The sequence below is a fragment of the Sodaliphilus sp. genome, from assembly GCF_045598405.1.
Taxonomy (GTDB): Bacteria; Bacteroidota; Bacteroidia; order Bacteroidales; family Muribaculaceae; genus Sodaliphilus; species Sodaliphilus limicaballi.
In genome coordinates this window covers 1-6618 of sequence record NZ_JAZLLZ010000017.1, presented here as the reverse complement: position 1 = coordinate 6618, position 6618 = coordinate 1, and the positions used below count along the sequence as shown (strand labels likewise).

The following is a 6618-nucleotide window of genomic DNA, read 5'->3' as shown; positions in this document are numbered from 1 at the left end:
AAACAGAATCCGCTTGATGCACTTGTGGAAGTCGCAAGGTATAAGATAGAGAAATAATCAACAGTTTTATTAAAACAGCACCTTAGCTCGCAACTTTTGAGTTGCGAGCTAAGGGCGTGTACCCCTACCTGAGTAGTTACGCGAGATTTGTGTCTAATATTTTATTCTGCAAATATCGTGCCAAAAATCATAGGACTCCTGACGAGGGTACGAAATCGCTCTCAAACTGTGGAAACTTCTCGCAACCAATATATAAAGTATCGAAGGCATCGGTTCCGTCGGTGCGGTGTTCGAGGAGGTTTTCCTCGGACTCCGCCAGTTTCTCGCCGCCCTTGTCCTTTCGGAATCCGAGACGGCCGCGTGTCACGCCTGCTGTCTGAATAGCAAGGATAAGGTCATCATTGTTTTGTCGGTTGAACATCGGCATGAGCCGTTGTTTACCGGCAAAGCCCTGGTTGATTAGCAGATATTTCTCATCGTGTCTCATCGGGTTACCGAGGTAGACATCGATGACGCGCCAGCCGTGGCGTTCAAATTCGTGTATAATCACATAGCGGAAATCCTGGTCGTTAACTGCATAGTTAGCGCCGAGGGCGGTGGTATCATAATAGAACACCACCGTCTTGTTTTCGTGATGTGAGTAATAGTTGCAAAACTCCTCAACGAGAGCAGGGATTTTGCGTTCGAATTTGACATAGAAGGACTTAATGACATTGAGACGCTTGCCGTCGGGTTGACCCGCGACAATCCAGTTGATATTGGCATTGTAGTCCATGCCGATGCAGATGGGAGCATAACGATTTACGTCGCTGTCGCAACGTGAATCGTTGGTTATTGGGGAGTGGTTATTGGTTATTGCGCTAACCTCTCCACTATAACCACTCAACACTTTGAATTGCTCATCGAGAAATTCAAAGTTAGAAGCATTGTATTTGTGGCCCTCACGCATAGACGAATAAAATCCGTCCTTCGCTATGCCGAGACGCATGCAGAGGGTAGAAGTCTGGAACGTCTTTGGCGTGAGGTCACGCTTCATCTGCTTGATGTAGTTCTCGCCGAGGAGCTGCAGGTTTTCGATTGACGAGTATTCTTTGTAATACACCGCCACCGACCGCATCTTGTTGAGATTAGTGTCGAGCTGGCGCAGGTATTTAGGCAAGTATTCTGGCACTGGCTTATTGTGCTCTTTGAGTTTACGAATGCGGTCTTTAGTCCGCCATATTTCGTAAACGGTTGCCTCGATAGTAGCAATAAGCTCGGTGTCCATTTTATCCTTGTAGTGGAGGAACCACGATCCCTTTTGGGTTTGTGGCATGTCCGACAGAATCATGATGGAATGGTTGAACGAATGCTTGCCGAAGAACGACTTGATGCCGCCGTTGGCTGGCAGCGTCTCATCCTTCAGTTTCTCGTAGTCGATGAACTTCGCCTCGTCCACGAGCAGCCAAGATAGCGTCAGCGAGTTAGACGAGCCCGGTCGGTCTTGCGATATGATAATAGCGCAAGAGCCATTGTAGAAAGTGATTACATGCTCGTAGTCATTCGGTTCGATGATGGGCTTGCCGAACGATTTAGGCGGTTTCCTGCCCACGACATAGTGGATGCCGTTGAGGAATCCCCAACGCTTCCACGCGGCAAGCAATCCTGGCAAGGTGTTAGTCAAACCATGCTTGAAGGTCGGCACCACGATGCCGCCTGTAGAGCCCTTCATTCTCTGCATATTGCGGAGCACAAAAGGAGAAGCGATTGAGTCGGTCTTGCCAGTACGACGCCCAGCAACGATAACGGTGGTGTTTGCCCCGATGAGTTGCGTCAATCGCTGCGGATTATTGAAATAAACATCATTCGCCATTGTCGGGGTTATTGTCAAAAAGCGAGTCTAATTCGAGGTCAGCCTCCTCAAACTCCACATCTTCAATATCCATGGACTCAGCGCGGTACTTTTTGAGCATCGCCTGGATTTTGTCTTGGATATTAGGGATTGGTTTGATACCGAGCACCGAGGGGTCCGAGGTGGCGGTAAAAGGCTGAACCACGATGACATCGTAGGGAACCGCGATCTCGTCCTCGACATCGATGCGGTTGTATTTCGCATACGATGAAGCAGCGCGTTCCATCGTCTTTGTGTCCTTGCGTTTCTTCGCCATCTGGTACGTCTCGATTATCATTTCGTTGTATCGCCAACGATGATAATCGCGTGTTGAAGTGCCGATGGTGGGGAGCAGCGTCTTCACCACGGCGAGGTCGGCATAGGCGGTCACTCGCGAGATGCCGTAACGACCGACAGCAGTCTCGATGAACTGTCGGTCCTTCGCCTCTGGATTGGCGGTGCTCCATAAGTACATATCACGCACCCGAAGCACCCGGTCGACGAGCACATCGGGGTAGCGAGACCGCAGTTCACTCTCATTGGTGAACAGGTCGGTGCGCGCTATTTCATTGATATTCGGGAAAGCCATAGTAATTTTTGCTTACAAAAATTGGTTTATTGTGGCTAAAGCCACGGTTTAGTGCACTTCGTGCGGTTTAGGGAGTTTAGCGGTAAACGGCGAAGCAATAAACCAGCGACATAGTCGCCTAAACGCTTAACCAGCGGCAAAGCCGCTATTATTCATCATCCTCCATGTCCATAAGATTTCGGTGTGCGTTCTCCACCGCGAGAGGCGATCCCACTTGTGCGAGAAGCATCTCCTGAGAGAGCAACTTGACCTTTGATGCTGCCTTGCCCTTGTGGTATCGTTTAGATACTTCGGTTTCTCGTTGGGAAATGTCCCAACGCAGAACCTCGGCAGGCACGTCAAGCACAGTTGCCATGTCCGAAATCTTAAGATAGATAGAAGCGAACTTCTCTATCTGTTCTAGTTGTTGTTCTGTGTAGTTCATAAATAAAAGTTTACGACAAATTTATGGAAACTGGCGATATTATAAAAAGACACATGTTATAGTTGGTGGTTTGACATGTCAAGTATTTGACAAAAACAAGAAAAAAAAATAACTATGCAAAATATTCAAACTATCCCTCTTGTATATTACATAGTAATACACAAGAGGGATAAATCATACAAAAAATGGATTTTACGCCAAAACCAAGACAGATATTAACAGTAATTGTTGATAAATAAATTGCAAAATACTTGACAAATGTCAAAACAATGTGTATATTTGCGAAAAATATTGAACAATGAAAATATTAAGTTTTAAAAAATACGGCGTAAAGCTAAAGGCGACAATTCAGGCAACAGGCAAGCTGGGATTCCCAAAAGGAACAAGTGAAGCCTTGGATTTCGCCAACAGAAAATATGTTACCTTCTCGCAGGGTGACGGTGGCGCGGAAGACCTATATATGGCAATCCACTCCAATGAGAATGAGGACACCTTCAAGATTAATATATCCAGTGGGTACTACAGCATAAACACTACTAGTTTATTTGACATACTGGGCATCAATTATCACGAAGGTACAGTGATTTTTGACTTAATAAGGGTTGCTGACTTGGACGAAGAGCTTTCTGGTGAAGTGTACAAAATGTCCAAGCGTGTAATCAGTAAAAACGAAAACGATATGGAAAGTTAACAGAGTAAGGGGACAAAAAAGCCCTTCACTGCTTTGGACGGGAGTGAAGGGCAAGTATAAAATCCTGAGTTCATGCGGTTGTTGAGGATTTTTAGTCCCCACTTTCAGGTTTTTGCGTTCTTTTTTATGCAAAAATAGCATTTTGTGCTCTTTTTTGCAAGAAAACACACATAAAAACCGCTCTTTTTTTTATGATTTAAAAATATTTTTTTCGTCATTTAAATTTATTTATTTTTTATATGACAAAACAGAATAAAAAAAATAAATCAAATTTGATTCTCGACTTATTTAATGGAGTCGTGAGTCATATTGAAACTAAAAAAAAGCGGATTTCTGACAACACTCGCATTCACAAAGAAATGCGTGCTAATGTTGTTGACAGATTACGTTACGAGAATTTACACTTGTCAGAAGGTATGACGTTTACCAGCGACAATGGATTCGCTCAATTGGAACCATATAATGGGCCTATACCTCCTTTGGGGAAAATCTATCCATATACAATGAAAAGTGCAGCAAAAGGAAGCGAGATTGGACTTCATTTCTTTGTGTACGACAGATATTTTGCTAAATCCCTATGGAATAGGTTAGAACAAATCACTAAGGGACTGGCTAGGTTTGATATTCTTTTTACGCCAGATTACTCATGTTTTGTTGATGCGCCCACGGTTTTTGTTAACAAAACGAGTATCTATAAAACCCGGTTTATTGGAGCGTATTGGCAAAAATGCGGCTTTAATGTAATACCGACAGCTACATACGGAGATGCAGATTCTTTTAGTTGGTGCTTTGAGGGACTTCCAGAAAATAGCATAATAGCTATCGGCAATGAAACTGTACGACTTAATGACCCATTTTCTGTTAAGTTGTGGCAATTAGCTGTCTTAGAATTGGAAAAACAGAAGAAACCGACTTTAATTATTATTTATGGTAAGCGTATCGAAGTACCAGGACTTAGTACGCCGACAATGTATTTTCCTGGATATGTTCAAACACATTTTAGAAATGGAAATTAAACAAAAACCACACGTAATGTGGCCCCATGATATTGCTTTATTTAATAGTATGGTCACAGAATTCTCATCAGAGAATGAAAAAGAATTTTTCGCAAAAATGAAGCAGAAGCAAGAATATGAATATACATGTGCAGGAGACCTTGTACTTAGTGAAGAGTCAAACGATTTGCACATATATATCGTACGAATTGACTATGACGAATATTTGTTAGGTAAAGTTGAAGATGGAAAAAAAAGTAACGAAACTCATTTCCAATCTCTTTATAATCTGCTTAACGCAGATCTTAAATCTTTATCTCTCCATGATGAGGAAATAACTTTACAAACATGGTTGCGAGAAATAGACTATAAAGGTGTAGAGTACGAACATAATTATGATTATATGTAATGGGAGGAGGATATCAGTATATTGAAACAGGAGGTTTCTCTGAATATTTGTATGAAACCGTTGGTAAAACCGAGAACATAAATGGCTTGCGTTGTAAAATGATACGACGTATTGATGGGAAAAAGGAACATGCACAGTTACCAAGCTATTCTAACACTTCTGATGTCTATCTTAGGCCCAATGCCGATGATATTGCAGTGCAAGCTAAGGTCTATGAGAGTCGCCGAATGATAGTTGATTTTGATTGGAGCCACACTCATGTCAACCAATCAGACGGACGTTTTTTTAAGGAAGGTGTTGTCCATGTACAAAAGTATCGCTTCGTTGGTGTAAACGATAAAGGGAAACACATCTTTGAAAGGATTAGTGGTGAAGCTCGTTTGATGAACAACGCTGAAATAAAAAAATATGGACCTGTTCTTAGAAAGTTTAACCCAAATGTAAAATTCCGTTAAGCTCTTTTTATAGTGGATATAGGAATTTCTGTACCTATATCCACTTGTTGATTTAATAGTTCATTGTTGCAAGCGTTGTTCAAAAAGTTCATTGAGCGGAACGGAGTGATTGCGTATCAAGTCATTGACCTTCGCGAACAGCGTATTGAAGATGTCCGGGTCAGTGGAAATAAAAGCAGACTCGTGTCGGTTTCCTCGCGTGAGGTTCTGCGAGGTAACGACAGCGACAGTGTCGCCACGGTCGGACTTCACGAGCAGAATCTTTGAGTGATTGTCCGCAAGGTAGGTACGCTCAATGACCTGCGTGATGAACGCCCACAGTTTGAGCGTCTTGTTCGTAGCCTTGTGGTCAAGCACCAGGTTGAAGCGCGACACATTCCCCGAACGCTCGATGAAGAAAAGCCTGCGAAGGAACTCCTCTGAAATCGAGAACGAGGTCTGCCACACTTCGGCATGCCCGACTTGCGAAAGGATCCAGTCAAGCACATCGGCTACCTGCAGCACATTGGAAAGGTACGCCTGGTAAGGTGCGTCCGCAAGCGGTCGCAGCACATCGCCTATTGACTGGTTCCTTTTCATTCCTGTCCGATGACGAAGTGGTCGTACCTATCCCAGTTAGAGTGGTATTGTTTGTCAAGCGCTATGAGTTCTTTGAGGAACGGATAGCGGTCGGAGTCCGGGCATATCTCTTTCGTGGGACCGAGACCAGACAGGAAACGCAACTGCAAGTGAATCTCCCTCATCCTGCGGAGCACGTCAAGGTTCTCGACATAGCAGGCTGCGATTTTCTCGGGAAGCGAGTCGTGGTCGTCACGCTTGGTGGCCTTGAGGTCCTTGATGAGAGTGGCGATGTCATCGGCATTGAGGTTGCCGTACTGGAAGAACTCGCTGCTGCATTTGTGGACGAGGTACATTGCCGACGAGTCGATGCTGATGCTGCTGGCACCGAGCGATGCGATGGTTGCCGCCGAAGCATTCATGCCCACGAAGTGGACTGATACGTCACCATGGGCGTTGAAGGCAGAAGCGATGCTGAGAGCAGTGGCGAGCGAGCCACCCAGAGAGTCGATGAGCACCGACACCGGCTTGCCGGCATTGTTGGCAAGGATATAGTCAACATAGTCACGGTCGAAGTCGCAACCGCCGACATAGCCTTTCAGGTGCAGGTTGTATGTGTGTTTTGCC

The 6618-nt window shown here is 44.5% G+C and carries 9 protein-coding genes; 4 read left to right on the top strand and 5 right to left on the bottom strand.

Features of this window, described 5'->3' with window-relative positions; all coding sequences use genetic code 11:
- Positions 1-187: 187 nt before the first annotated feature.
- The 3 genes from ACKI3C_RS01915 to ACKI3C_RS01905 form a co-directional block, all read right to left on the bottom strand.
- Positions 188-1852 (bottom strand): hypothetical protein, encoded by a 1665-nt coding sequence (locus tag ACKI3C_RS01915; protein WP_407401491.1) that lies wholly within the window; start codon positions 1850-1852, stop codon positions 188-190.
- Entirely contained in the window at positions 1842-2345 is a 504-nt protein-coding gene (locus ACKI3C_RS01910; RefSeq protein WP_407401489.1) for a hypothetical protein, read from the bottom strand. Before ACKI3C_RS01910 ends, ACKI3C_RS01915 begins: the two co-directional genes overlap by 11 nt.
- 262 nt (positions 2346-2607) lie before the next feature.
- A complete protein-coding gene (locus ACKI3C_RS01905) occupies positions 2608-2883 on the bottom strand; it encodes a hypothetical protein (RefSeq protein WP_407401487.1) in 276 nt (91 codons plus the stop codon).
- A 298-nt stretch (positions 2884-3181) separates the two neighbouring features.
- On the opposite strand from ACKI3C_RS01905, the gene ACKI3C_RS01900 reads away from it, so the two are divergent.
- The 4 genes from ACKI3C_RS01900 to ACKI3C_RS01885 all read left to right on the top strand — a co-directional run bounded on the left by ACKI3C_RS01900 (position 3182) and on the right by ACKI3C_RS01885 (position 5433).
- On the top strand, positions 3182-3574 hold the full coding sequence (locus tag ACKI3C_RS01900; RefSeq protein WP_407401485.1) for a hypothetical protein: 393 nt from the start codon (positions 3182-3184) through the stop codon (positions 3572-3574).
- A 239-nt stretch (positions 3575-3813) separates the two neighbouring features.
- A complete protein-coding gene (locus tag ACKI3C_RS01895; protein WP_407401483.1) occupies positions 3814-4590 on the top strand; it encodes a DUF4417 domain-containing protein in 777 nt (258 codons plus the stop codon).
- Entirely contained in the window at positions 4580-4978 is a 399-nt protein-coding gene (locus tag ACKI3C_RS01890; protein WP_407401481.1) for a hypothetical protein, read from the top strand. Before ACKI3C_RS01895 ends, ACKI3C_RS01890 begins: the two co-directional genes overlap by 11 nt.
- Positions 4978-5433 (top strand): hypothetical protein, encoded by a 456-nt coding sequence (locus ACKI3C_RS01885; RefSeq protein ID WP_407401479.1) that lies wholly within the window; start codon positions 4978-4980, stop codon positions 5431-5433. The genes ACKI3C_RS01890 and ACKI3C_RS01885 overlap by 1 nt, the downstream gene beginning before the upstream one ends.
- 60 nt (positions 5434-5493) lie before the next feature.
- On the opposite strand, the gene ACKI3C_RS01880 is transcribed toward ACKI3C_RS01885, so the two are convergent.
- Together ACKI3C_RS01880 and ACKI3C_RS01875 are read right to left on the bottom strand one after the other, a co-directional pair.
- On the bottom strand, positions 5494-6012 hold the full coding sequence (locus ACKI3C_RS01880) for a hypothetical protein (protein ID WP_407401477.1): 519 nt from the start codon (positions 6010-6012) through the stop codon (positions 5494-5496).
- Positions 6009-6618 (bottom strand): ATP-dependent Clp protease proteolytic subunit (locus ACKI3C_RS01875; protein ID WP_407401475.1); only part of this gene is annotated, 610 nt, incomplete at its 5' end. The genes ACKI3C_RS01875 and ACKI3C_RS01880, both read right to left, overlap by 4 nt.